Raw genomic sequence first — 23,706 nt, forward strand, 5'->3', positions numbered from 1 at the left:
GGGTATAGGCCTAGCTCGAGCTCAACTTTGCGCGCTGTAACAGCCAAGCCTCTGCCATTTCAGCAAAACCCAACCCTGAATACTGGCTGGCAATAGCCGCCGGCCGATCGGTCATCACCGGCAGATGCTTACGAATATTCGCCACACCGATACTCAGCGGGAAGTTGCGAAACATACACTCGTCATTGGGCGCATCGCCAATAAACACAGAGCGCTGTTGCAATGCCTGCGGATCCAGGCCTAGTAAATCACGGCCTACCCGCATTGCCATGGTGGATTTATCGAAGTCCCCCAGCCAGATGTTGATATGAATCGAGCTTTCCCGAACATTGAATCCTTGCGCTTTAAGAGTGTCGTGAATCTTGGCCACCTGTTGCGGACTTAAAGACTCTTGCTGGTTATAATCCACCGCCACATCCACATAGCGAAAGGCCTGGTCGCTGGCCAGCTTGGGTGCGAAGTCTAGTTTCAGTGCAGCAACAGCCGCCAATATGCGAGCCTGGTCTTCACGATGGGTCGTTTCATTATCCCAGTAGTGCCAACGAACGGTCATGGGGGCTGTGCGTTCTGCGTAAAAAGCGCCGCCTTCACCAATCACCGCTGTTACCGGCCAGGTTCGAATGATCTGGTCACACCAGCCGGCGCAGCCTCCGGTTACCGGAATCACTTTGATGCCCGCGGCCGCCAAGCGACAAATCGCGAGATAGGTCTCTGGCAGCAGCTGCCCGCCCGTGGTCAGCGTATCGTCCACATCGGTGAACAGAATGTCCGCGCCACCAAACTCGAAATTATTCAACATGTCGTCTGTATTCCAATTCACGGCAGGTATAGCAGGTATAGATGCCGCCCAAGAATTCGGGCGGCAAATCGCCAAGCGTCAAATGACTTTTTTGCGCAAAACACTGGTAACCGCTTCGCCCAGAATGACCAGAACGATGATGGCTAACAGGATTGTCGCGACGGTTTGCCAGGCAAATAGGTCGATTGACCCCTGCAGCAACACCCCGATACCGCCAGCGCCCACCAGGCCCAAGACGGTGGATTCACGGATATTGATATCCCAGCGCAAAATAATGATGGCAAAAAATGCCGGCATTACCTGGGGTACAATCGCGTAAAGCACAACCTTCATCTTACTGGCGCCCGTTGCCTGCATGGCTTCTACCGGGTTGCGATCGATTTCTTCAATAGCCTCACCCATCAGCTTGCCAATGAACCCAATGGATCGGAACATCACCGCCAGAATACCGGCCAGCACACCCGGACCAAAAATAGCCACGAACAGCAGCGCCCAGATGATGGTATTCACCGAACGGCTGGAGACCAGGATAAACCGACCAAGCCATAACGTTGCCTTGTTTGGCGTGGTGTTCTGCGCCGCAATGTAGGAAACCGGTAAGGCGATGAATATCGTGAGCATGGTGGACAGCGTGGCGATATGGACGGTCTCCAACATGGCATTGAAAATCGCATTCCACGCGCTGAACTCCGGTGGCCACATGCGTGAACCCAGGCTTTGAATCTGATTGGGTGCGTCCCACACCCAAGGCCAGAAAATGTCTATGTCTTTCACCGCCCAGATAACCGCCACCAGGGTCACAAAATAGATCCCGTAGCGAATCAACTGCTCTTTGCGGTCGTAGCGTGACCAGACGCGATCTGCCAGTTTTTCAGCGTGATCTACCATACTTTTTTCCTCACCCATCCGCTGAAGCCTTCACTGATCAAAATGATGCCAATAATCATCAGCAAAATGGCAAATGCGAAATCGTAATCGTAACGCCCAAATGCGTTCATCAGCGTGCCGCCGATACCACCTGCCCCTACAATACCGACCACCGCGGAAGCGCGCAGGTTGCTGTCTAGCTGGTACATAGATAGCCCTATTTGGCGTGGCATGATCTGCGGGAAAACTCCGTAGATCAGCACTTTGAAGTAGCCGGCTCCTGCCGATCGCATGGCTTCGACCTGCCCCCAGTCGATCTCTTCGATTTCCTCAGCCAACAACTTGGCAACAAAACCGATGGAATACAGGGTCAGAGTTAGAATGCCCGCCAGCGGGCCAAACCCGACGGCTGCGACAAAGAGGATGGCCACGATAACGGGGTGAAAACTGCGGGATATAATAATGATGGTTCGTCCCAACAGATAAACAGGCAAGGGTGCCACATTTTTGGCGGCCATCACCGCGATGGGCAGCGACAGACCAACACCCATCAGGGTCGCCAGAAAGGCAATCTGGAAACTTTCCTTGAACCCTGTCCATAACAGACTTCCACGCTCAAAACTTGGAGGAAAGGCGCCACCGAAAATTTTGGCGGCACGCGGCAACCCCTCGTAAACCCGCTGCCAATCGAAAGGCAAGGTTGAGAATGCCCAATACAGATACGTAAGGGCTATTGCGATCAAGCCATAGCGAACCCAAGGATTGGCAATGAAGGGGGGCTTTTTCCAGACCCTGCCTGACTTAACGTCGGCTGCGGTTCTGACACCTGTCATGCCGAAGCCTCCTGAACCTGGGATGCCTGTTTTCCTGGCTCACCGCCATCTTCTTCCGGCGATTCGATACCGCCGTATACGGCATCCAGAGCATCCTGATTGAAATCTTTGGGCGCACCGTCAAAAATCATTTGTCCATGACGCATGCCGACAATGCGATCGGTATACATCCGCGCCTGCGTTACGTTGTGAATATTGATCAACACCGGCAGCGACATTTCGCTCGCGAGGCTTTGTAACAGGCTCATGATCTGCTGAGAGGTTTTCGGGTCCAACGAAGCCGTTGGTTCATCAGCCAGCAAAATTTGCGGCTCTTGCATCAGTGCCCGCACAACCGCAACCCGCTGCCGCTCGCCACCAGATAGCTGGTCGGCCCGTTTATCGGCGTAGTGCGCAATACCCACACGCTCCATCAGATGAAAGGCACGGTCGATGTCAGTCTGCGGAAAGCGGCGAGTCAATGCTTGGAATAACGACACATAACCCAAGCGCCCGGAAAGGACATTTTCCATAACAGTCAAACGATCAATCAGGTTAAAGCCCTGAAAAATCATACCTATGCGTCGGCGAGAGTGGCGCAATGCGCTGCCGCGAAGATTGATCAGTTCCTGGCCGTTCAACTTGATCGAACCCGAGGTCGGCTCAACCAGCCGGTTGATGCAGCGCAACAGCGTACTTTTCCCAGCACCTGATGCGCCGACAATGGCAACAACACTGCTGCCATCGACAGTGAGATTAAGGTCTTCGAGCACAGGGTCGTTATTGCCGTATCGCTTTACGAGGCTGGTAATTTCTAACATACAATTTACTCCCGGTAGAGCCTCCGACGGGTCGTCAGAGGCTCTCTGTTTTCTTATTGAAAATTGTCGGGGGTGTACTGAACACCATTGGACGCCTGAATGGCGCGAATGACCTTCCAGTTGTCTTTGTAATTGATTGGGACAAACGTTTCGACGCCTTCAAACTCTTCGCCCAACTCGGTGCCAGCAAATTTAAAGGTGTAAAAAGCCTCGCGGACTTTCTCGACCAGGTCAGGATGCAGGTTGTGCGCATAGTTGTAAGACGTAGTCGGGAAACGATCCGATTCCCAGACCAGCCGCACGTCATCTGTGTCGTACAGCCCACGAGCGGCCATACGCTCTACCACTTCTGACGCGACTGGAGCGGCATCGTAGTCGCGAGCGACCACACCGAGCATGGACTGATCATGGCTACCGGAGAAGGAAATTTCATAGTCTTCTCCCGGCACGATTCCCATTTCCGGAAACAGCGCTCTGGGTGCCTGGTTACCCGAGTTGGACGTTGGTGACGTGTGCGCGACACGCTTGCCCTTCAGATCCGTTATTTCATAAATATCCGAATCGCTGTGGGTATAAACCTGCAATGTATAACCAAACCGACCCGTGTCTGAACCCATCAGCGCAAAGGGAACCGCACCGGCGAGATTGACCGCGAAAGGCGTTGGGCCGGTGGAGAAGCCGGCAATATGCAAACGCCCACTGCGCATGGCTTCCACTTGCGCAGAGTTGGATTGTACGGCGAAGAAACGAACCTCTTTACCGGTGACCTCAGACAAGTGATCAATGAAGGGCTGCCAGATATCTGAATAAATGGCGGGGTCTTCAACCGGCGTGTACGCAAAAATCAACGTATCGGGGTTGGTCCATTGTGATTCATCCGTGGGCAAGTCAGCGACCATGTCGCCGTTTGCGTCGCAGTACATGGCGTCAAGCGAGCCTCGTTCACAGTCGGCCAATGCTTGGCCACTGAAACCGAACAATAACGCTGAGGCCATTAAGGTTGCCGATGGCAAAATGCTGGGAAATAACTTTTTGCGTAGGTTCATTGCGATGCTCCATCTGGAAACGGTCCGTGCATGAGAACTCCATGCTTTGAATTGAACATCCTGAGAGGACCCGTTTCGCTAGGTTGTTGTTGTTAGATGTTCAATTGAACATTGATAGTAGCAGTAAACCTTCACGAGGCAAGGTCACAAATCTCTGTAGATTGACAAACACGCCCGACAGCGGCTCTCCCTCGGACGAAACTCCTGAGCAAAAACTTTGGGTGGAAGGCTATGCGGTCAAAGGCACCATTGACGATGGGCTGATATCTATTTGGTATCACGAGCCTGGAGCCATGGATCGCGGCTGGGAACAGATAGGTGAAACCGTTAGAACCAACCAAAATGGTGGCTTCCGCATCTCAGTGCCTGAAAACTATTCGGCTCAGGCGCTGAAAGTGGTTCTGCGATCAGATACCCAAACGCTCATCCGCTGTGATGCTCAGCCTGAATGCAAAACTCCGTCGGGGCCCAGTGTTGGCTTTGGGGAATGGTTTTGGCCGGGTAATAACCTGGTATTGAAATCGCTTGTGGACCCTTCAGACCAAAACCGGGCCGTCGTTTTAACACCACTGGTAACCTTGGCATTTGAAAAATTCCTCAAATCCCCAGATGGTGGCCTTTCCCGGTTCGTGGAGCTACTCGCAATACAGGAAGGGCGCTTTGGGCTGGACGCTGGGGCGCTATCCAAAAGGCCTATAGATCTCGCGGCGCCCGACTTGAGCGGTGCTCAAGCTTCGGATCTGAAGACCGCATTTTTAAATATCGCCTTTCTGAGCCTGGTAGACGGCCAGCGCTGGGACACACTGGGTGATGTGCTTGAAACCGCCCGTGCGGTTTCTGATAAGAATGGAGTTTTACCGCTGAGCGGCGGGCACAACCTAGACCTGAGCGTTGAGTTGTTGACGCTGGCAGGGTTGCTACAGGCTGAACATTTACAGGCATTTTTAGAAGGTTCGGACATTAAAGATGGGACTCTGGCCGATGCGGTTACAGCCCTTGAAGAAACTCTGATCTCCACGGGACATACCACTGCACCTGAGCCAGAGCCAGAGCCAGTTTCGGGCACCGCCAAAATGAGCTGGACTGCACCTTCTACCCGCGTAAACGGTGAGAAGCTAGAGATGGGTGAGATTGACAAGTACACCGTTCGCTACGGTACCGAGCAAAACATTGAAGCAAGATCCCATGAAGCGATTGTGGAAGATGGTCAATTAATGGAATACGAAATCGCAGGGCTTGGAGAGGGCACCTGGTACTTCGCCATAAAAACCATAGATACCAACGGCCTTGAGAGTGCTTGGTCAGTATCTGCAATCAAGACCATCACCAGGTAGACCGAGGATCAGACGTCCCGAAGCTCACGTTTAAGAATTTTACCCACTGGATTTCTGGGGATAGCATCCACCAGTTTCATCTTCTCCGGAAGCTTATACGTGCTCATCCCATCCTCTTTCAGGAACTGGTTTATCTCTTCCAGGGTTGGAGGGTCATTCGGGTCTAAGGGGACAACGCATATGCAGACTTTTTCGCCCATCACTTCATCAGGCACCGGCACCACCGCAACTTCCTTCACGCCAGGGAATCCAAGCACGGCGTTTTCAACCTCGGCGCTGGAGATGTTGAAACCTCCACGGATAACCATGTCTTTCTTTCGATCATAGAACCCAATGTGGCTGTCATCTCTTACAATGAAGAGATCGCCGGTTCTAAAATAGCCATCCGCAGTGAAAGATCTCTCAGTAATATCGGGCCGCCCAAAATAGCCTGGGAAAACACTCGGGCTGCGGTAACAGAGTTCACCCACTTGGCCTGGCTCTGAGACCTCTTCATCGCTCCCGTTCAAGATTTTTATATCAACACCATGGGCACCGCTTGGCCACTTGATATCGCCTTTCCCCCACCAGGGGAAATGATCAACCATTTTATCTACGTCTGGGACATCTAAAGCACCGGCAACAATGGCTGTACCTTCGTTCTGCCCCCAGATATTAATGACCTCGATATTCCAACGGCGTTTAAATTCACTAATAGACCAAGCAGAAGGAGGCGCTGAACCCGTGGCGATTGTGCGGATATTGGAGAGATCCATATCATCGACGTTAGGCAGCTTCAGCAGCATATTCAACATAGCTGGGACCAGCAGAGTGAAATTTATATCTTCAGTAATAAGCTGCTGAATAAGCACTTTCATATCAATCGGATGATGAAGAACAAACGCACCACCGCATTTAAGCCATGGAATAAGGCTTACGCCAACAGCTGTCATATTAACCAGAGGCGCCACACACAGCACTCGATCCCCATCCATTAACCCTGATGACTTTCGACTAAACGCCTGATCAATCAAAAACTTCCAGTTGTTATGGCTAAGCGGGCATCCCTTAGGTTCCGACTCAGTGCCCGAAGTCCAGCACAGCGTGAAAATATCATTCCCCGAAATCTCTACGTCTACCTCGTTAACTGAGGTAGATCTAGCCATATCTGTCAGCTCTGGCAGATCCATACAATGCTCGAAACCTAAGCCCTGGGCCATCTCGCGGAAGTCGAAGCCATGGAAGCTTCCAGCTGAAACGTAAAATCGGGATTTTGTAAGCTCTTTAACATGGCCCAGATCTTTTCTGCGCCATTGCACAGGCAGCGCGGAGAGAACGCCTCCTGCCTTGCACGTGGCCAAATACAAAACAGCCAGCTCCCAAGTATTCGGGAGCTGGGCAACCAGCACATCGTCTTTTCCGAAACCCATGCTTGCTAGACCACTGGCAACCGCATCAACAGCCGCTTTAGTCTCACCCCACGTTAGCCGGCACGCCGGGGTTCCAACAAGGTCTGGGCGGTTAGGAGGGTCTATAATTGCCTCCCTCTCGGGATGTGCTTCGCAGTTAGCAACAAAGAGATCCATGATTGTGGACTGATCCCAAAAGCCGCTATCAGTGTATTTTTTTATTAGTTTTTCACTATGCAAAATCATTGAACATTCCCTTTAGTATTCGCTAGACGCCCTAAAAAATATTTTCCGATCAACAATAAATTGCACTCATTACACGCTTTCTAAGAAAAGACAGCAATGACAAAAAAACGCTAAAGTCTTGGCAATTCCATCCTAATAAAATTAATACCTGCCTTGACGCGAAGCGCTCGCCGGGCTAACTGAAAAACTTGAGTGCTGAGAAAGGAAGTCTAGGCGGCAAAAATAGACCGAAAGGAGTTCGGGCAAGTGACCGACACTGCCATCGAAACCGAAGCGGTTTAGCAGTTGTATAGCATTTTAAATGCAGGAGGGTCGCCGCGACCCGATTAACGGGCCGCGACTTGGAACGGAAAGTCTATAATCAGGGTACACAGCTACCCGTAAGGCCATCAATCCACGCAGCTATCAACGCAACACCTTCAGTATGAACCAGCGAGCGGGCAAGCTCTGGCATACGGTCACCCGCTGTTGTTGAGTTCATCCGGAAGTGCAAAATCGAGTTCTCAGCATCGCCCGGAACAATATCGAAACTGAGCGTGCCTCCACCGTATGCCACCGGCTTTTTGCAGACACCGTGGGCAAATCTGTTGGTCGGAAAATCTCTCCAGTATTCTAAGTTCAACCCGGTATTGCTGCCGCCACCCTCGGGCCGGTGACAGTGCGCACAGTTAATATCCAGATACCCCTTGGCCAGCGCTTGAAGCTCTTCCGGTGATTTTGAGTCAAGGCCTGCCTCATCGCCATCTTGATATACAGCCATGCGATCCACTTGGTTCATGTCTGCAGGCAGGCCCGCGAGTATGCCGGCTTCTTGCCAGTAGAGCAGTTGGTTCCGAATACCGTCCGCACCATAATCATAATCACCATTCAGGTGACGTGCTTTCGGGCCGATGGGCACAAACTTGCTAACAGAACTGGTGGAATCACTTTTGAACTGGTGACATTGCTTGCACTGATTCATGTCTGGCACGTGGTACTTGAAGTCTTTCTCGTTACCGTTATGGATCAGCGACCGGTCGCTGATCTCACCTGCTATCGCGAGGGTTGCCTTTGTACCCTCGGCATTCCATACATAGGGCAATGCCGCCCAGCTGCTTTCTCTGCGAATCAGCAGACGGGTTTCTATTTTGGTTTCATTTTCAATGCCACGAAACGCTGTGTCGGCGGGCAATGCGAACGTTTTCGTAATGACCGTTCCTACCGGAAACTCGAAACTTTCATCTGGATCATATTGAGCTTGCATACCCTCTGGCACAAACACGAATCGATACTTACTGGTGTAGTCGCTAAATAGTGGCGTAGTCAAGTCGTAGCCGACAGCTGTGCCGTTTGGGTTGGCCGTGGGATCAGTAGGATCGCTGAACAAACGGTAACTCGCCAGAGACTGGCAGTTCTCGGTGGCCAGCGCCAAGGTATTAATAGCGCCTTCTGTGTTCTCACAAATTGTTGGTTCAGCTGGTGGCGGAGCTCCCGCGGAATCGTCGGCGTCATCACTGCCGCCGCACGCCGTAAGCACCAGCAAACTACCAAAGAGTAAAGCGCTTGTTGTCAGTTTTTTTAGCGTCATGGAAGGTACTCCAAGGGCCCGCCCCACTGTTATCCGGGGCAGGCTGTTGATTACAGGATGGCGGTGTTACAGAGCGCAGGAAGCTGCGCTTGGATCACCGGTTTCATCACTGGCACAACCATAGGATTTACCGTTAATGGTTGCCTTGGATGCCGCAAGACGGGCGGGTGTGCTGCTACAGGCAAGTAGCGCGGTTTGAGTGGCTTCGTAGTTCAAGGTTGGCGTTGGGGCAGGTGGCGCCTGGGTCATATCAAAATTACCAGGATCAGTCGGGTCGGTACCGAATACCTGGCCCACGCTGACATCTCCGTTGGACGCCGCACAAATGTAATCCCCCGCAGCAAATGGAGAACCGACAATGGCGGCAGCTGCACCGCCAGCATTCGCAACCAATTCACCGACACCGTCGTAGAGAATCGCCGGCATTGCACTGTGCATAGCTGTGTAGCCAGCAATAATATCCTCGATCAGTTGTCCTCGCGGATTACCACCGGAATTGCTGATGGTGTTGTCATGTACGCTGACATTTCGCGGCACAGGCTTCCAGCCATCGTCGACAACGGGGCCGAATTCAGCAAAACCATCTGGCGTTAACAGCGTTTCTTCAGCCAACAGGTAACTGGTAATAGCAACAGACAAAGTGTCATGCCCAGAAATGGTGTTGTTGTAGACTTCCACATCGGATGCTGCAAGCAGGATTACCCCGGTTCCGGGAGGGACAACGTGTACGCCGGCAGCAAAATCGCTGGCATTGGCAAAGTTATCCGTATTGTTGTTTTCAACCGTATTGTTGAATACCCGCACGTTCGAACCGTAGTAGGTCTGGCCTATGGGCAAGTCAAACACTAAAATTCCGCCTGTGTTTTCTTTGGCCTCGTTATCGTATACGTCGGCGTTTACTGAGTTTTCAATTTCGATACCTGCGACGTTTTCCACCGCAATGTTGCGGCGCACGACTATGTTCTCTGCCTGCCCAACGTAAATGCCGGCATCGGCCGAACCACGGACATAAGAATTTTGAATTAGAATGTTCTTACTTTGAACGGGATACAGGCCATAAGCTCCATTGCCTTGGTCTAGATCCCCCTCCCATACCGTGGCAACCGAATCGAGAATGATGCCATCTGTGTTGACCAGTTTTATGGCGTTATTTGCAGCCTCATACACGCCCAGATCCCGGATTTCGATATCTTTTGCGTTCTGGACAAAGATCCCGTCACCGCCGTTGGAGTTGCTGAAATCAAGAATGGTGCGGTCTTTGCCATACCCAAGGATAGTGATGTTGTTTACCGATGTTCCAGCAATGCTGCCATCAAAGGTAAGGGTATCCGCAATCTCGAACGTGCCTTCCGGAAATACGATGACGTCGCCGGTCTCAGCCGTAATAAACGCCTCTTTGGCTGCTTGGGTCAGGTTGTCTGCGGGCAGCATGATGGCTGATGCCGGAAAGGTTGGCCCGGGGTTGGCATCTGCGTTGTCGGATTTTGAGCCCCCCACACCCGACAAGCGATACGGTCAGTACTAGCCCGGCGAAGGCGGGCTTTATGAGAGTGCCATGGCCTGCAAACATTTGAGGATTCTCCATTGTTGTTATAGTCCCCGCCCCCTTGGGCGAGGCAGGTCAACAATAGGAGGAGGCATGACTATCACGCCAGCACAACCGCCGTGCAGAAGCCATCAACGCCTGTGCAGTTCTTAAAACAACCTTAGTAAACAATAAATTACGGAAGCTGTTTCGACACCGAGAGAGCGTCACCTAAATTCTGCAATTTGAATGTTTGCACACCGGCTTCAGTACTTCTGGCCTGCCGATAGGCGGTAGGCGTAGTGCTCATAATATCCCGGAAGGCACGATTGAACGAGCTCAGGGTGCGATACCCCACATCCAGTGAAATATTCAGAATGGGCTCGTCTGGCGTATTAACCAGGCGATTTGACGCCTCTGCAATTCGAAGGTGATTGATGTAGTCGTTGAAATTACGATAACCGAGTTTTTGGTTAATCAAACGGCGAACTCTGTATTCAGGAATACCAACCGCGGTTGCAAGTCGCTTGAGGGTCAGCTTTTCATTCTTGTAGAATCCGCCGGCCATCACCTCAGTCAGTTTGGCCGCATCGTCACTGTCAATCAGGCGTGGTGATTCATCCGGAATCGGCATTTCCTGTTCTGGTCGCTGCATTTCTCCAAGTGGTTCCCCCCCTGGTGCGAGATCCAACAAACCTTCGCGCGAGGAAATAATACAGAACAGTATTGCCAAAGCAGCCAGGCTGACAATTATGCCCCGGATAACTTCGTGGTAAATGCCAAAATTCAGGCTGATCGTTGCTACACCCACAGCACTACCCAGAACTAGAAGTAGCACCAACCGGGCCTTTCGGCGGGCTTCAACCAGATCATTGCGCCAATGGCGAACCACGTAAATAACACCATGCAGCACAACCACATACTCAAACCACTGCCCCAACTTCCATCCGAAAAAAACACCCCACTCCGGCCAACGTCCGGTCTCTATAAAGGGGCGAGAGAATGCGGGAACCGCAAAGCTGTACAGAGCCATGGCGCCCCAAACGCTGATCAACCGCGGCCTTGCTGCAAACACGAGCTGACACAACACCCAGAACAGCGCAGGCATGGCTGTCTGAACATCAGAGGTTACCCAGCGCCAATCAGACGGGATCCCATGCTCCAACCTACTATCCGTCGACTGAACAAATCGATGAACACCGCCAGATACAGCCAGCCCTCCCGGGTCCAGATGTAAGTGATGTCACCGACGTACGCCTGATCAGGCTCAGCGGCGGTAAAGTCTCGTGCCAGTACGTTGTCGAACACCGGCTGTTTATGATCGCTGTCTGTGGTTACCTTAAACTTTTTCCGGTACCGGGCTTTAACGCCGGCCTCGCGCATTAGAGACCGCGCCTTTCGCCGACCTACCGGATAGCCCAGAGCGTTCAGGGCGTGCTTCATCCGCCTGGATCCATAGGTCTTGTCGCTACTTTGAGCGACCTCCTTCACAGCCTCAATCATCGCCTCGCGCTCCGCATCCGGCAGCCGTTCGCGTTGACGCTGGCAGTACTGATAATAGGCATTGCGACTGACACCCAAGAGCCGACTCATCACGTCGACTGGCCAGGTCTTCTTATGCCGGGTGATGAACGCGTACTTTAATGCGTTTCCTTGGCAAAGAAGACCGTCGCTTTTTTTAAGATGTCTTTCTCCATTTTCAGGCGGCGATTTTCTTCTCGCAACTGGCGAATTTCCAACTGTTCAGCGGTCAGTTTGCCGTTCCCTCTGAAAGCCTGCCCATCGACCGATTCATGCTCTTTGATCCAACGCCCCAGCATGTTTGGATTGATTTCCAGACTGCGCGCCGCGTGGGCTCTTGAATACCCCTGCTCCAGCACAAGGCTGATGGCGTCCAGCTTAAATTCCTTTGAGTACAGTTTTCTTGTGATCATGTAGGTTCTCCAGGTTCAGGGTATTATTCCTTAACTGGGCTGGTCACATCCATTCAACCACTTCAAAGCCAGCCCCCTCATTTCAAACGGTATTGAGGCGTCAGGCGGCCAAAAAGTTGGTCAGGCGCTGACGGACAATAGACTCGGCATCTGCCATGATGCGCTGAATCAGCTCGTCGCAGGTCGGGGTAGCAAAATAAAGTTTGGTATGTCGTCTTCACCAGGGTGGCCACCGCACTCGAAGCCATCAACACTGACGGCATCACAGCCAATCTTTTCCGCTTTCAGCGCGTGGCGCACGGAGGTGCACTTGTGAATCACTTTGATGCCGGCAGCCTTGAGCTGAGGCATATACTTGTCCGGGCTACGCCCCGCCGTTTCAACCGCCTTTACACCACCTTCAATAATCGCGTCGATATACTCCGGATAAGGGGGCGCATTAAACGACGGCAGGAAAGTAAGGTTCACGCCAAAAGGCTTGTCGGTCATTTCGTGGCACCGGGCAATTTCACGCGCGAGATCTTCAGGCGTGGGCTGGGTTAGCCCTGTTATGATGCCCAAGCCACCGGCATTAGAGACAGCTGACGCCAGCTCGGCATAGCCGACATGATGCATACCCCCTTGTATGATCGGGTGGCGGATGCCAAGCATATCGGTGATTCTGGTTTTCATATCAGGGCTCCATCACAATCACGCCGCGGGCGTTCTTGCCGGCCACCATATCGTCAAAGGCTTGAGCGGCTTCTTCAATGGGATAGGTGCGCGTAACCAGCTCATCCAGCTTCATCTTGCCGGCTTTGTATAGCCCGATAATACGAGGGAAATCATATTGCGGGCGGGCTGATCCCAGCCAGCTTCCCTTGAGGGTGCGTTCGTCTGCCGGCAGAGTCAGCGTGGTTATCGAGGTTTTGTCTTTCGGGTCGGCTACGCCTACTACTACGGCGGTGCCACCGCGACCGAGGCTTTTATAAGCCTGCTCCACTACGGCGCCGGCGCCTACGCATTCAAAGGCATAATCCACGCCGCCGGTCAGTTTTTTAACCGCTTTGGCAGCATCTTCTACATCGTTGATGTTTATCGTATGGGTAGCGCCAAACTCTTTTGCCATCTCCAACTTCTTAGCATTGCTGTCTACGGCAACGATCATCTCCGCACCGGCCATGGCACAACCCTGAATGGCATTGAGGCCAACCCCACCAATCCCGAAGACAGCCGCACGTGAGCCCGGCTCCAGTTGTGCGGTGTTGAAGACGGCGCCAACGCCGGTCATCACCGCACAGCCAACAAGGGCGGCATTCTGCATGGGCACGGATTTGTCGATTTTTACGCAGTTATCCACGTGCATGGTGGCGTATTCCGCCATCACACCGCAGGCGGCAACTTTGAGGGTAATTTCACCGCGCTTGGGGCCTTCAACGGTGATCGTTTCTACCTGAACAGGCTGACCCCATTCACGGCAGACCACGGCTTTGGCTTTTCTATCCATTTTTGGCGCTCCCTTTCGATCTTTTGACGAATGCGACGGTTATACTCAAACCACTTCAAATAGACCGGCAGCCCCCTGACCGCCACCAATACACATGGTAACCACAACGTATTTAGCACCACGGCGCTTGCCTTCAATCAAGGCATGTCCGGCAAGACGAGACCCGGTAACACCGTAAGGATGGCCGATCGAAATAGAGCCACCGTTAACGTTCAGCTTTTCCATCGGAATGCCAAGACGATCACGGCAGTAAACCACCTGAGACGCAAAGGCTTCGTTCAACTCCCATAGATCGATGTCATCCATGGTCAAGCCGTTGCGCTCCAGCAAGCGCGGAATGGCAAACACCGGGCCAATACCCATCTCATCCGGCTCACACCCTGCCACCGCAAAACCACGGAAAATACCCATGGGCTCAATGTTATTTTTCTCGGCATAAGTGCTGTTCATCACCGTGCAAACCGACGCACCGTCAGACAACTGACTGGCATTACCCGCTGTGACAAAATTGCCCTCTCCGCGCACCGCATTCAAACTCTGAAGACCTTCCAGCGTCGTGTTCGGGCGATTGCACTCATCGCGGGTGAGCGTGACGTCTTTCTGGCTGACGTCGCCGGTCTCCTTATCCTTCACCAGCATAGTGGCGTCGAAAGGCACAATTTCATCGTCAAACTTACCCGCCTCCTGCGCGGCGGCGGTGCGCTGCTGAGAAATGAGCGCGTACTCATCCTGGGACTCACGGCTCACGTTATAGCGCTGGGCGACGATATCTGCCGTTTCAATCATCGACATGTAAAGCTCAGGCTTATTCTTCATAAGCCAATCATTCGTCGCGTGAAAACTGTTGAACTTATCGTTCTGCACCAAAGAAATAGACTCAACGCCACCAGCCACCATCGCCGGTACTCTTTCAGAAACCACACGCTGCGATGCAATAGCGATAGCCTGCAGACCGGAACTGCAAAAACGGTTGATAGACATCCCGGCCGTCGTTACCGGCAAGCCGCCACGAATAGCGGCTAAACGAGCCATGTTCCTGCCCTGAGCGCCTTCTTGAAAGCTTGCGCCGAGAATCACATCCTCAACAATAGCGGGATCAATACCCGCACGAGCGACCGCATGTTTAATCACATGCCCCGCAAGATCCACACTGTGCGTGTCATTCAAAGCGCCCCGGTAAGACTTCCCAAGACCGGTGCGAGCCGTAGAAACTATAACTGCGTCTGACATAAAAAATTCCTCGAAATAAAGATGGAGTGCTTACCCATCAAAGGTAAATGGCAAAGATACAAACCCGGCGCTCAAGTCGGTCTTACAAGTCGCCGAATTTCTTCCCATCAGCAACCAGTTGCTTCAACAGCGGAGCAGGCTTCCACTGCTCACCACCCACATCACCGTGGTACTTCTCCACCGCAGACAAAATCGAATCCAGACCGATCTCATCAGCCCAGAACATCGGACCACCACGATAAGCCGGGAAGCCATAGCCATAAATCCAGACCACATCGATATCCAGAGGCCGATCAGCAATGCCCTCCTCCAGAATCTTGGCCCCCTCATTCACCATCACATACATGCAGCGTTCAAGAATCTCCTGATCCGTAATCTCGCGCGAACTGATGCCCTGGTCCTTACGGAAATCCTCAATAATCTGCTCCACCTCAGGATCCGGAATAGGCTTGCGGCTGCCTTCCTCATACTTGTAGACACCCGCCATGGTTTTCTGACCAAAGCGATTCTGCTCCGCAAGCTTATCCATCCAGCTCGGTGCTACCTGCTCACCAGCATTGCGAAGCTCTTCGCGGATGCGATAACCCACATCAATACCTGCCAAATCCGACATCGCAAACTGCCCCATGGGATAACCCAAATCCGTAAGCACCTTATCGACCTGCTGTGGCGTGGCGCCTTCATTGACCAGAGCCATGGCTTCGGTACCGCGCTTGTGCAGCATACGGTTACCCACAAAGCCGTGGCAGTTTCCCACCAGCACACCCACCTTTTTGATTTTCTTGGCCACAGCCATCACAGTCGCCTTCACCTCATCAGAGGTCTTGCTACCGCGAACGTTCTCCAGCAGCCTCATGACGTTGGCAGGGCTAAAGAAGTGCATACCCACAACGTCTTCAGGACGCTTGGTAGCAGAAGCAATTTCGTCGATATCCAGGGTAGAGGTGTTGGACGCCAGAATGGCCCCGGGCTTACAAACGCCATCAAGCTTCGCAAAGATCTCTTTCTTAACGGCCATGTTTTCAAACACGGCCTCAATGACCAGATCCACGTCTTTGAAATCGTCATAGTTCAGGCTGCCGGTGATCAGCGCCACTCGGTCTTCCACCTGCTGCTGGGTAATACGCCCCTTCTTCGCGGAACTTTCATAGTTCTTGCGAATAATGCCCAGCCCTTTGTCCAGGGCTTCCTGCTTCATCTCCACGATGGTGACGGGGATACCCACGTTGGCAAAGTTCATGGCGATACCACCGCCCATAGTGCCGGCGCCAATGATACCGATACTGTTCACATCACGTACCGGCGTGTCCTTCGACAACCCTTTAACCTTGGAAACTTCACGCTCCGCAAAGAACGAATGAATCAGACCATCGCGCTGGGGCGAGTCCATACATTCCATAAACAGTTCACGCTCGCGCTTCATGCCTTCAGCGAACGGCAGGTTAACCGCCGCTTCAACAGCATCTACGCACTTGAACGGAGAGAACTGACCACGGGCTTTCTTTTGCAGCACGGCACGGAACTGATCAAATACGTCGCTGCTCTTGTCGGCCGCAAGCTTGTCCGTCAGGTCACGAACCCGACGCACCGGCTTGCCCTCATCGGCAATTTTCTGTGCGAAGGCAAGGCCAGCGGCTTTCACGTCATTACCGTCGTCAACAACATCCACGATGCCCAGTGCAAGAGCGTCTTTAGCCCCCACAAACTCACCAGACGTAATCATTTCCAGCGCCTTCTGCGCGCCGATCAGGCGAGGCAAACGCTGAGTGCCGCCGGCACCCGGCAACAGGCCAAGCTTTACTTCCGGCAGGCCGACTTTGGCACTGCTTAGTGCAACCCGATAATGACAACCCAGAGCCGTCTCCAGCCCGCCACCCAGCGCTGTGCCGTGGATCGCTGCAATAAGAGGTTTGTCACTGTTTTCGTATTGCTCAACCAGCGCGGGCAGCCCCGGCTCCTGCATGGGTTTGCCAAACTCGCGTATGTCGGCACCCGCAATAAAGGTACGGCCTTCACACACCAACAAAAGCACCTTGGCTTCTGAATCCTTCTGCCCCTGCTCCAGCGCGGCAACCAGGCCAGAACGCACCGCATGACTGAGGGCATTGACCGGCGGGTAATTCACGGTAATCACGCCAATGCTACCTTCACGATTGTAATTTACGACCTCAGACATAATCTCTCCCTCGCTCTATATGAAATTTAGTTTTAACAAGCGAAACATACATACGATTTAATAGAAATTCTCTCCGGGTTTCAACCACCATTTAAAACCGGCCACAAAAAAACGGCAGAACGAATCTTGCGGTTTTCATCAAAAGTCAGGGAGCCCGCTGGCTCTCGCATCAGAGTGGGATCAAACGCCCAGCGTCTCAATGTCACTTGCCAGCATGGCCAGCTGGTGGGCAATAGAGCCGCGAAGCTTTTCAGCCGAAACCAGGTAGGACGGTGCCGCACAAGTCAATGTCATGATAGTGCCGTCCTGCAGATGAACTGGCACGCCGGCGGAGTTGATATTGCGATCCCACTCACCGATTGAAAGGCAGAAGCCGTACTCCTTGTAATCCTCCATTGCACGATCCAGCCCTTCCTTTTTCTCGGGCCAGGATTCCGGGCCGTACTTTACCTCCATCGCATCTTCAATCACCTTTCGCCCTTTATCTGCAACTGCACAGTAGTAGGCTCGGCCTGCCGACGTGGTCGCCATGGGCAGCTTGATACCAATATCCATACGTAGCAACGAAGCTTCCGGAGGCAGGCGGTTTTCCACATAGATCATGTGAAGCCGGTCACGGCAGGTCAAACCCACAGACATATTGGTCTGGCGCGCAAATTCATCCATGTAAGGCTTAGCTAACTGACGGACTTTCAAGTTGGACACGTAAGCATAACCCAATGCCAACACACCGGAGCTGAGTTGATATTTTTCCAGTTGGGTGTTGTAGCTCAGATATCCCAACTTGGTCAGGGTGTACGTCATACGGGATATAGTTGGCTTGGGCAGGCCGGTAAGCCGGGCAATATCCTGGTTACCAAGAATGACCGAGCCCTGGCTGAAAGCACGCAGCACATCCAGACCACGGGACAGTGCCTCGACGAACTTCCTATCCTTCTCCGGCTTCACCGGTTCGCCGTCACTGGAAGCGGCCATCAGCTCCGGTGAAGTGGTTTCTGCTTTAGACATAATGTGGCGTCCTCCAACAACGTCGCCTGCCTCCATGTTCCGGGCTATAAATGCTGTGTATATAGATTCTGTGTATATAAAGAGTGCAGTATTTTAATCGTTGATGAATGCAAGTACCACAAACTCCGGTCAAAACTCTCATCAAAATGAAACATCAGCCTTTCAGGCTGCACCCTGTAGCCCGAAAAACTGCCAGCGATGAATAATAATTGGTATATCGTTCTGCCAGACAAAATAAAGTGCCTCTGAAAGCGCCCCTTACCGAATTGCTGGCAAAACAACGATCTCGAAAGCCAGAAGCGCCAGCAGCAGTGGCACTGCTATTAAGACAAACACGCCATTCCAGCGGAAGGCCACCACCCAACGCGGCACCTGACCAAAACGGGAAAGCAGCATTACAGACGGCCCGAAGGGTGAAAGCATCATCGCTAAAGAAAAGCCGATAACCAAGGCTACAGATATCAGAATCGGATCCATGCCTTCCGCAATGAGCTGCGGTAGCAGGCCAGCCTGAACGCTAAGCACCGTTATCGGGATAATCCCAATGGCTGATAGCAGCGGTAGGCTCAGCATGCCGGCTACAGCGAGCACCCACATTCCGCCAGCGGAGGTTGCAAGACCACTCAGGGCATCGGCTGGAATCACGCTGGAAATAGACACCCCCAGAATCGCCGACGCAGCAAAAATCGCCATTTCATTATTCATGGCTGAAACCTGAGTCACGCTCTCCTTGAGCACAACCCCAAGCGATCTTTCCTGCCATGCCATATATAGAAGAGTAACGGATGGCACGGTCATCATGGCGGCGACTGACACTTTGAAACCAGTCAAAGCGACGATAACAGCCATCATGATAAATACGATAAAGACCAGCCCAAGCAGCCGCAAAGTTCCCGGCGGCCACTGTTCCAGAGCCACTCGTTCACTACTGACCTGCCTAAAACGGCGCTGCTCCAGCAACCAGCCAACCGCAATCAGAACCACTGACGCGGCAAGGCCGTAGGGCAAAAGCATAAACCAGCTTAACTGAGGCAGCTCCCGGGTCAGTATGGCCACGGCAACACTCGTTGGCGCCACCAGGGGAACCAGAGCAAAACCGCGCAGCGCACTGATCAGAACGCTGCGCAGCCACTGCAGGCGGGACTCGCCGGTAATTCCACGCTGCCGGAGGGTTTCCGAAAGACTGCCACACAGCAGGTTCATCATGCCGAAACTCAGCACTGAGGCGATACCACAGCTAACCAGAGCGTATTTCGGATACAACCAGACGGCGCGACCACCCAACAAGACATCGTGAATCCGGCGCAGCACTTCAAAGCGTCTGACCAGGCACTGCATCATGCCCAAGCTGCCAAGAAATGCAGCGTAAAACGCCGCATCAGCAGACGCTTTGATTAACCGGTCCATGCCCAGTTGGCCGTTAACAGAAAACCACGCAGTGACTGCCAAAGAAACCAGCAAGAGAATGCGTGAGTATGCCTGCAGGCGATTACCCGCCCACAGAAAACAGAAAATAAACAATACGCCCGCGATCGCACTGAGCTGAGTGCTGGAAAAGCCTATAGCAATCAGCTCGATCAAAACCGCAAAAGGTAAAAGCCAGCGATCTGCAGTACTCATGCCTGCTCTGCCCTTGTCAGGATCACGCTGACAGAGATGGTCTCTGCTTGCATTTCACACACACCCGGATTAGTCTTTTGCTTATCGAATACAAAACGCCGTTTCGCTTAATGAAACTATGCTAGCACAAATGACATACATAAATGATATGGCAGTCCGGAATCTTTTAACCCCGGGCGCCCTTTCCCAGGTTCTCGACTGAACCCGAACGGAAGAGGCATTGCCGCTTTGATTGAACGGGTTAACAACTGATTTTACTGAGGAGAAACAACATGGCTTCTGCACCTTGGGATGACCTGCTGCAGTTTGACAAACAACTGGATGAAACCGAGCGCCAGGTTCGGGACAGCATTCGCAGTTTCTGCGACCAGCGCCTGATGCCGGGCATCATCGAGGCCAATCGCCATGAAAAGTTCGATCGCAACATCTTCAATGAGATGGGCGACCTGGGCATGCTTGGCGCCACCCTGCCGGAGGAATATGGCGGCCCGGGCCTCAGTCACGTGTGTTACGGACTGATCGCCCGCGAGGTAGAGCGCGTTGATTCTGCCTACCGCTCCGCGTTGAGCGTTCAATCGTCACTGGTTATTCACCCGATTCATGCCTTTGGCCAGGAAGCCCTGAAGAAGCGCATTCTGCCCCAGCTGGCCTCCGGCAAGTTGGTTGGCTGTTTTGGCCTAACCGAGCCTAACCACGGCTCCGATCCCGCAGGCATGGAAACCCGCGCCAAAAAAGTGGACGGCGGCTACCTGTTGAGCGGATCCAAAACCTGGATCACCAATTCCCCTATCGCTGATGTGTGTGTGGTCTGGGCGAAGCTGGATGGGAAGATAAGCGGGTTTGTCATCGAGCGTGAAGGCGCCAAAGGCCTGGAAACCCCGAAAATTCCTGGCAAGTTCTCGCTTCGCGCGTCAGAAACTGGCTCCATCTTTATGGATGATGTTTTTGTACCAGAAGAAAACAAGCTGGAAGTGGAGGGCTTGAAAGGCCCCTTCAGCTGCCTGAACAAAGCCCGCTTTGGCATCAGCTGGGGCTCACTGGGCGCCGCTGAATTTTGCTGGCACGCAGCCCGCAGCTACACCCTTGAGCGCAAGCAGTTCGGCAAGCCCTTGGCCGCAAACCAGCTGATCCAGAAGAAGCTGGTAGATATGCAGACCGAAATTACTCTGGGCCTGCAGGCCGTTCTGCAGCTGGGCCGCATGATGGATTCCGGTGACGCCACCCCGGATGCGATCTCTCTGCTCAAGCGCAACAACTGCGGCAAGGCTCTGGACATCGCACGGGTTGCCCGCGATATGCACGGCGGTAACGGTATCTCCGACGAATACCACGTGATCCGTCACGTCATGAACCTGGAAGCGGTCAATACCTATGAGGGTACTCACGATATCCACGCCCTGATCCTCGGCCGTGGCCAAACCGGAATCGCAGCGTTTAGCTGATACCAAAAAGCCCAACTCGACGAGGCTACTCAATGAACATGAACTACACCGCCGAGGAGCTCGCTTTCCGCAATGAAGTGCGGGCGTTTCTGGATGAGAAACTGCCGGCAGACCTTGCCGCCAAAGTGAAGGGTTTCCGCCACTTGTCCAAAGAAGACCACCAGCGCTGGCAGCAGATTCTCTGCAAGCAAGGTTGGTACGCCACGCACTGGCCGGAAGAGTATGGCGGTGTGAAGTGGACACCGGTTCAGAAGCACATCTGGGACGAAGAGTCCTGCCATTATGGCGTACCCCGCTCTATCCCGTTCGGCGTGAACATGGTGGCGCCGGTTATCATCAAGTTCGGCAACGAAGAGCAGAAGCAGACCTACCTGCCTCGCATCCTTAGCGGTGAAGACTGGTGGTGTCAGGGCTATTCCGAGCCCGGCGCCGGATCCGATTTGGCATCGTTGAAAACCCGCGCTGTGCGCCAGGGCGACCACTACATTGTGAATGGCCAGAAAGCCTGGACCACACTCGGCCAGTACGCCAACATGATTTTCTGCCTGGTGCGAACCAACACCGAGGTGAAGGCACAGGAAGGGATTTCCTTTCTGCTGATCGACATGAACACGCCAGGTATCTCCGTGCGCCCGATCATCACTCTTGATGGTGAGCACGAGGTGAACGAAGTCTTCTTTCAAGACGTGAAGGTTCCGGTTGAGAACCTGGTAGGCGAAGAGGACAAAGGCTGGACTTACGCTAAATTCCTGCTGACTTATGAGCGCACCGGCCTGGCCGGTATCGGCTTGTCCAAAGCCGCGCTTTCTCACCTGAAGCAGCTTGCCTCCCGTCGCATCAAGAATGGTCGCCCGCTGATTGAAGATACAACGTTCAGCCAGCGCATTGCCAAGGTCGAGATTGATCTTATGGCAGCAACCATCAGCAACCTGCGTATCATTGCCGCAGTTGAGGGCGGCGGCATGCCCGGCGCGGAAAGCTCCATGCTGAAGGTGAAAGGCACAGAAATTCGCCAGGCTATTAACGATCTGGCGCGCAGAGCCATTGGGCCCTACGCCATTCCATTTGTGGAAGAAGAACTGGATTATGAGTATGAAGGCGAGTTCCTGTCAGACGAGAACGCAGCACCCCTGTCCGCTCAATACTTCAACAACCGCAAGCTCTCGATTTTCGGCGGATCTAACGAGATCCAGAAAAACATCGTGTCAAAAATGATTCTCGGGCTTTAAGGAGGCGACCATGGATTTCCGACTCAATGAAGAGCAGCAGATGCTGCAGGACACCGTCGCCCGCCTGGTGCGTGGTGAATACAGTTTTGAAAAGCGCTTGGCGTTCAGCGAAACCGACGCCGGCTTCAGCGTGGATTTCTGGAAGCAGCTCAGCGAACTGGGGCTGACGGCTGTACCCTTCTCAGAAGAGCTCGGCGGCTTCGGCGGTGGCGGTGTAGAAGTGCAGTCGGTTATGACCGAACTGGGCCGTGGTCTGTGTCTGGAGCCATACCTGCAGTCTGTCATTTTTGGTGGTGGCCTTATCAGCCAGGCCGGCAACGACAGCCAGAAAGCAACCTGGTTGGGCGGCATTGCCAGCGGCGAACTGCAAGCGGCAGTTGCGCTTCAGGAGCCCCAGAGCTTCTACAATCTGAACGATGTAGAAACCCGCGCCGAGAAAAAAGACGGTGGCTACCTGCTCAATGGCCGCAAAGCCGTTGTAGTCGGCGGGCATTGTGCGGACGTCATTCTGGTATCCGCACGCATCTGTACTGATATCGGAGATATCGGCGAAACCCGTGATGCCAGCGGCATCAGCCTGTTTGCCATTAAAGCGGATACCGGTGGAATCGAGCGCCGGATTTACCCGACCATTGACGGCTCCAAAGGCTGCGATCTTACGCTGAACAACGTTCAAGTAAGTGCCGAGGCCTTGTTGGGAGAAGAAGGCGGTGCCGCCGAGGTGATTGAGTATCAGTCAGGGCGTGCCATTGCGGCGCTGTGTGCAGAAGCTGTGGGTGTTATGGAAGTCGCCAACGAGCTGACCCTAGACTACCTCAAGCAGCGCAAGCAGTTTGGCGTACCTATCGGTAAGTTCCAGGTACTGCAGCACCGCATGGTAGACATGATGTCTGAACTGGAGCAGGCTCGTTCCATGGCTATTCTGGCCGCCAGCGTGGCAGATGAAGAGCAGAACGATGAGCGCCGTCGCGTGCTGTCTGCCGCTAAAAACGTTATCGGCCGCAGCGGGCAGTTCATTTCAGAACAAGGTATACAGTCCCACGGTGGCATTGGCATGACATGGGAATACAACTTTGCCCACTACGCCAAGCGTTTGATCATGATCAACCACCAGCTGGGTGACGACGATTTCCATCTGGAGCGCTACGCGTCTCTTTTACAAGCAGGGTGAATAAC

General features: G+C 53.2%; 18 protein-coding genes and 2 pseudogenes. 4 read left to right on the top strand and 16 right to left on the bottom strand.

Annotated elements, in window-relative coordinates:
- Nucleotides 1–10 precede the first annotated feature (10 nt).
- From CPH80_RS13210 to phnD, 5 genes are all read right to left on the bottom strand, one after another.
- Nucleotides 11–799: an HAD-IIB family hydrolase gene (locus tag CPH80_RS13210; RefSeq protein WP_096278460.1), complete on the bottom strand. Its 789-nt coding sequence runs from the start codon at nt 797–799 to the stop codon at nt 11–13.
- A gap of 78 nt (nt 800–877) precedes the next feature.
- The gene (gene phnE, locus CPH80_RS13215) at nt 878–1,687 is read right to left on the bottom strand and encodes a phosphonate ABC transporter, permease protein PhnE (protein WP_096281608.1); all 810 of its coding nucleotides are present in this window, start codon (nt 1,685–1,687) and stop codon (nt 878–880) included.
- A complete protein-coding gene (gene phnE / locus CPH80_RS13220; RefSeq protein ID WP_096278462.1) occupies nt 1,681–2,499 on the bottom strand; it encodes a phosphonate ABC transporter, permease protein PhnE in 819 nt (272 codons plus the stop codon). Before phnE (CPH80_RS13220) ends, phnE (CPH80_RS13215) begins: the two co-directional genes overlap by 7 nt.
- A complete protein-coding gene (gene phnC, locus CPH80_RS13225) occupies nt 2,496–3,299 on the bottom strand; it encodes a phosphonate ABC transporter ATP-binding protein (RefSeq protein WP_096278464.1) in 804 nt (267 codons plus the stop codon). The genes phnE (CPH80_RS13220) and phnC overlap by 4 nt, the downstream gene beginning before the upstream one ends.
- 53 nt (nt 3,300–3,352) lie before the next feature.
- Nucleotides 3,353–4,345 (bottom strand): phosphate/phosphite/phosphonate ABC transporter substrate-binding protein, encoded by a 993-nt coding sequence (gene phnD / locus CPH80_RS13230; protein WP_096278466.1) that lies wholly within the window; start codon nt 4,343–4,345, stop codon nt 3,353–3,355.
- A gap of 161 nt (nt 4,346–4,506) precedes the next feature.
- Between phnD and CPH80_RS22505 the strand changes: the two genes are divergently transcribed.
- Nucleotides 4,507–5,679 carry a fibronectin type III domain-containing protein gene (locus CPH80_RS22505; RefSeq protein ID WP_227520154.1) on the top strand — a complete coding sequence of 391 codons (1,173 nt, stop codon included), beginning with the start codon at nt 4,507–4,509 and terminating at the stop codon, nt 5,677–5,679.
- An 8-nt stretch (nt 5,680–5,687) separates the two neighbouring features.
- Here CPH80_RS22505 and CPH80_RS13240 read toward each other — a convergent pair whose 3' ends face one another.
- The 11 genes and pseudogenes from CPH80_RS13240 to CPH80_RS13295 all read right to left on the bottom strand — a co-directional run bounded on the left by CPH80_RS13240 (nt 5,688) and on the right by CPH80_RS13295 (nt 19,859).
- Entirely contained in the window at nt 5,688–7,313 is a 1,626-nt protein-coding gene (locus CPH80_RS13240) for a class I adenylate-forming enzyme family protein (protein ID WP_096278468.1), read from the bottom strand.
- A 361-nt stretch (nt 7,314–7,674) separates the two neighbouring features.
- Entirely contained in the window at nt 7,675–8,880 is a 1,206-nt protein-coding gene (locus CPH80_RS13245; protein ID WP_096278470.1) for an SO2930 family diheme c-type cytochrome, read from the bottom strand.
- A gap of 66 nt (nt 8,881–8,946) precedes the next feature.
- Nucleotides 8,947–10,311, bottom strand: coding sequence for a parallel beta-helix domain-containing protein (locus tag CPH80_RS13250; RefSeq protein ID WP_096281612.1), 1,365 nt, complete (start codon nt 10,309–10,311; stop codon nt 8,947–8,949).
- A gap of 290 nt (nt 10,312–10,601) precedes the next feature.
- The gene (locus CPH80_RS22970; protein WP_264754787.1) at nt 10,602–11,570 is read right to left on the bottom strand and encodes a helix-turn-helix domain-containing protein; all 969 of its coding nucleotides are present in this window, start codon (nt 11,568–11,570) and stop codon (nt 10,602–10,604) included.
- Nucleotides 11,549–12,339 (bottom strand): annotated as a pseudogene (locus CPH80_RS22515) (IS3 family transposase); the annotation flags it as partial. The pseudogene CPH80_RS22515 and the gene CPH80_RS22970, both read right to left, overlap by 22 nt.
- Nucleotides 12,340–12,516: 177 nt before the next feature.
- A pseudogene (locus CPH80_RS13270) lies at nt 12,517–13,011 on the bottom strand (NAD(P)H-dependent flavin oxidoreductase); the annotation flags it as partial.
- A gap of 1 nt (nt 13,012) precedes the next feature.
- Nucleotides 13,013–13,825 carry a zinc-binding dehydrogenase gene (locus CPH80_RS13275; RefSeq protein WP_096278476.1) on the bottom strand — a complete coding sequence of 271 codons (813 nt, stop codon included), beginning with the start codon at nt 13,823–13,825 and terminating at the stop codon, nt 13,013–13,015.
- A gap of 45 nt (nt 13,826–13,870) precedes the next feature.
- Entirely contained in the window at nt 13,871–15,055 is a 1,185-nt protein-coding gene (locus CPH80_RS13280; RefSeq protein ID WP_096278478.1) for an acetyl-CoA C-acyltransferase, read from the bottom strand.
- An 82-nt stretch (nt 15,056–15,137) separates the two neighbouring features.
- The gene (locus CPH80_RS13285; protein WP_096278480.1) at nt 15,138–17,231 is read right to left on the bottom strand and encodes a 3-hydroxyacyl-CoA dehydrogenase NAD-binding domain-containing protein; all 2,094 of its coding nucleotides are present in this window, start codon (nt 17,229–17,231) and stop codon (nt 15,138–15,140) included.
- 180 nt (nt 17,232–17,411) lie between these two features.
- Complete coding sequence (locus CPH80_RS13290) at nt 17,412–18,239, bottom strand: IclR family transcriptional regulator (RefSeq protein WP_096281616.1); 828 nt, start codon at nt 18,237–18,239, stop codon at nt 17,412–17,414.
- Between the two features lie 258 nt (nt 18,240–18,497).
- Nucleotides 18,498–19,859: a hypothetical protein gene (locus tag CPH80_RS13295; RefSeq protein ID WP_096278482.1), complete on the bottom strand. Its 1,362-nt coding sequence runs from the start codon at nt 19,857–19,859 to the stop codon at nt 18,498–18,500.
- Nucleotides 19,860–20,131: 272 nt separating this feature from the next.
- Here CPH80_RS13295 and CPH80_RS13300 point away from each other — a divergent pair, with 272 nt between their 5' ends.
- From CPH80_RS13300 to CPH80_RS13310, 3 genes are read left to right on the top strand one after another with little or no spacing between them, the layout of a single operon-like run.
- Nucleotides 20,132–21,301: an acyl-CoA dehydrogenase gene (locus CPH80_RS13300; RefSeq protein ID WP_096278484.1), complete on the top strand. Its 1,170-nt coding sequence runs from the start codon at nt 20,132–20,134 to the stop codon at nt 21,299–21,301.
- 32 nt (nt 21,302–21,333) lie between these two features.
- Nucleotides 21,334–22,530 (top strand): acyl-CoA dehydrogenase family protein, encoded by a 1,197-nt coding sequence (locus tag CPH80_RS13305; RefSeq protein WP_096278486.1) that lies wholly within the window; start codon nt 21,334–21,336, stop codon nt 22,528–22,530.
- Between the two features lie 10 nt (nt 22,531–22,540).
- Nucleotides 22,541–23,701 (top strand): acyl-CoA dehydrogenase family protein, encoded by a 1,161-nt coding sequence (locus CPH80_RS13310; protein WP_096278488.1) that lies wholly within the window; start codon nt 22,541–22,543, stop codon nt 23,699–23,701.
- Nucleotides 23,702–23,706 lie beyond the last annotated feature (5 nt).

The organism is Marinobacter sp. LV10R510-11A (genome assembly GCF_900215155.1).
In the GTDB taxonomy this organism is placed as follows: Bacteria; Pseudomonadota; Gammaproteobacteria; order Pseudomonadales; family Oleiphilaceae; genus Marinobacter.

Excerpts from the sequence above, each read along its gene's own strand:
- CPH80_RS13245 (WP_096278470.1), bottom strand. The coding sequence starts at position 8,880 with ATGACGCTAAAAAAACTGACAACAAGCGCTTTACTCTTTGGTAGTTTG.
- phnE (WP_096278462.1), bottom strand. The coding sequence starts at position 2,499 with ATGACAGGTGTCAGAACCGCAGCCGACGTTAAGTCAGGCAGGGTCTGG.
- CPH80_RS13250 (WP_096281612.1), bottom strand. The coding sequence starts at position 10,311 with ATGCTGCCCGCAGACAACCTGACCCAAGCAGCCAAAGAGGCGTTTATT.
- CPH80_RS13295 (WP_096278482.1), bottom strand. The coding sequence starts at position 19,859 with ATGAGTACTGCAGATCGCTGGCTTTTACCTTTTGCGGTTTTGATCGAG.
- phnE (WP_096281608.1), bottom strand. The coding sequence starts at position 1,687 with ATGGTAGATCACGCTGAAAAACTGGCAGATCGCGTCTGGTCACGCTAC.
- CPH80_RS13210 (WP_096278460.1), bottom strand. The coding sequence starts at position 799 with ATGTTGAATAATTTCGAGTTTGGTGGCGCGGACATTCTGTTCACCGAT.
- CPH80_RS13300 (WP_096278484.1), top strand. The coding sequence starts at position 20,132 with ATGGCTTCTGCACCTTGGGATGACCTGCTGCAGTTTGACAAACAACTG.
- CPH80_RS13275 (WP_096278476.1), bottom strand. The coding sequence starts at position 13,825 with ATGGATAGAAAAGCCAAAGCCGTGGTCTGCCGTGAATGGGGTCAGCCT.
- CPH80_RS13290 (WP_096281616.1), bottom strand. The coding sequence starts at position 18,239 with ATGTCTAAAGCAGAAACCACTTCACCGGAGCTGATGGCCGCTTCCAGT.
- phnD (WP_096278466.1), bottom strand. The coding sequence starts at position 4,345 with ATGAACCTACGCAAAAAGTTATTTCCCAGCATTTTGCCATCGGCAACC.
- CPH80_RS13240 (WP_096278468.1), bottom strand. The coding sequence starts at position 7,313 with ATGATTTTGCATAGTGAAAAACTAATAAAAAAATACACTGATAGCGGC.
- CPH80_RS13285 (WP_096278480.1), bottom strand. The coding sequence starts at position 17,231 with ATGTCTGAGGTCGTAAATTACAATCGTGAAGGTAGCATTGGCGTGATT.
- phnC (WP_096278464.1), bottom strand. The coding sequence starts at position 3,299 with ATGTTAGAAATTACCAGCCTCGTAAAGCGATACGGCAATAACGACCCT.
- CPH80_RS13280 (WP_096278478.1), bottom strand. The coding sequence starts at position 15,055 with ATGTCAGACGCAGTTATAGTTTCTACGGCTCGCACCGGTCTTGGGAAG.
- CPH80_RS13310 (WP_096278488.1), top strand. The coding sequence starts at position 22,541 with ATGGATTTCCGACTCAATGAAGAGCAGCAGATGCTGCAGGACACCGTC.
- CPH80_RS13305 (WP_096278486.1), top strand. The coding sequence starts at position 21,334 with ATGAACATGAACTACACCGCCGAGGAGCTCGCTTTCCGCAATGAAGTG.